At 62.1% G+C, this 1,561-nt stretch carries 1 protein-coding gene; it reads right to left on the bottom strand.

The features are described 5' to 3' along the window. On the bottom strand, positions 1 to 1,561 hold a 1,561-nt coding region (locus BMZ66_RS25770), incomplete at both ends, for a hypothetical protein (RefSeq protein WP_214607072.1).

The following is a 1,561-nucleotide window of genomic DNA, read 5'->3' as shown; positions in this document are numbered from 1 at the left end:
GCTGCCGGTGGGGATGTCGCCCACGGCCGAGCCGTTGACGTTGGCCCACACCTGATAGGTGGCGCTGCCCGTCCCGCTGCAGGACGAAGGAGTTGGCGTGGGGGTGGGCGTCGGGGAAGGCGTTGGCGTCGTAGTGGGGGTCGTGGTTGTGCTAGCCAAACCGCGGTACACGTTCACCATTTTGGTGGTCGTATTGAAGGTGGCGCTATCGGCCCCACTCACGCTGATGTTGGTGAGGGTGCCCGCCGAATTAACCAACAGCGTCAGGCTCTGGAAGCGCGTGTTGGCGCTGATGTTGGCATAGTCAAGGTCAACGGTGAGGGTGTTGCCGCTCAGCGACTCCGTTTTAACCACTTGAGCACTCACGCGGCGGTACTCGGCAAACTCGCGCAGGGTGGTCACCCACAGCCGGTCCTGGGCAATGGACTGGGTGTAGTTCATCCAGTCGACCAGCACATTGAAATTCATACCATGAGAAAACACCCGCTGCAGGTATACTTCGGAAGTGTTGGTGCCGGGCGCCATCAGTTTGTCGCTCACTGCCTTGAGGCGGTTGAGGAAGGTCTGAGTGGTTTCGCCGCCGGAAGTGTTTTGGTCTGCCATGTAGCGGTTGTACACGAAGGGCGTAGTGGGCGCGGGCAGGGCGCTCAAGGCTGTGCGGTCGCTGTTCCAGGCATTCACCATGGGGTAGCTGTCGCTCTGGCTGCCGCTCGAAACGGCCGTGTAGCCTGCCGCAAAGGCGGCAGTGGGGTAGCCCGCAAAGTTGGTGGGCACGATGTGTACCGACGGCTTGTAGCCTTTCAGGCGGTTGGCAATCAGCGCGTCGAGCGTAGCTATTTGCTGCGCAGGATTGGTGGTAGTGTGCAGGTCGGAGTGGTTTTCCACGTCCCAACGGTTGTCGAGCAGCTCTTGGGCTTGGGCCCAAACCAAGCGGCCCGCGTCGTGCTGAGGGCCCGGGTCCAGCCACACTGAGTTGTTGTAGCTGTTATGCCCATTGATGGCCACCGCGGCAGTATAAGGACGATTGCGACCACAGCCGTCGGTAAAGCGCAGGCCCGGGTATCTCACTCCGTTACGCGCCACGCCACCTTTAAACAGGGGGTAGACTTCCGTGAACACAGCTATTGGAGAATCGTCTTCCTCAAATTGCAGCACCCGCGACTTATTGTGAAGGGTAGGAGCGATGCGGGAAGTAGCACTGGCGGGCGGCGCCGAAAAGGTGAAGGTGACGCGCGCCTTGGTGCCGGAGGTTGGGTTAGTAGTAGGGGTGGTGGTAGGAGGAGGAGTGGTTGTCGTGGTAGAAGCAAAAGGCAGCAGGTTGGCGCCGGGAATGGGCTCCTGGCGGGAGCCGTTGGGCAGGCGCCAGGCCACGGCCAGGTAGCCCGGGCCCCAGCTTTGCTTGTGCAGGGCCTCGACGTAGTAGCGCGTGCCGGCCGTGAGCTGCACCGGGGCCGACTGCTGGCTGACCATGCGCGTGAAGTCGCGGTTGCCGCTGGTCCAGCCGGCGCAGGAAGCGATGCGGACTTTCTTCGTGGGGTCGTCGCTGGTGCTCAGGAAGAGC

Origin of the sequence: Hymenobacter arizonensis, assembly GCF_900115775.1 — a bacterium.
Taxonomy (GTDB): domain Bacteria; phylum Bacteroidota; class Bacteroidia; order Cytophagales; family Hymenobacteraceae; genus Hymenobacter; species Hymenobacter arizonensis.
Note: the sequence above shows the minus strand (reverse complement) of the source record. Positions and strands in the feature narration are given on the sequence as shown.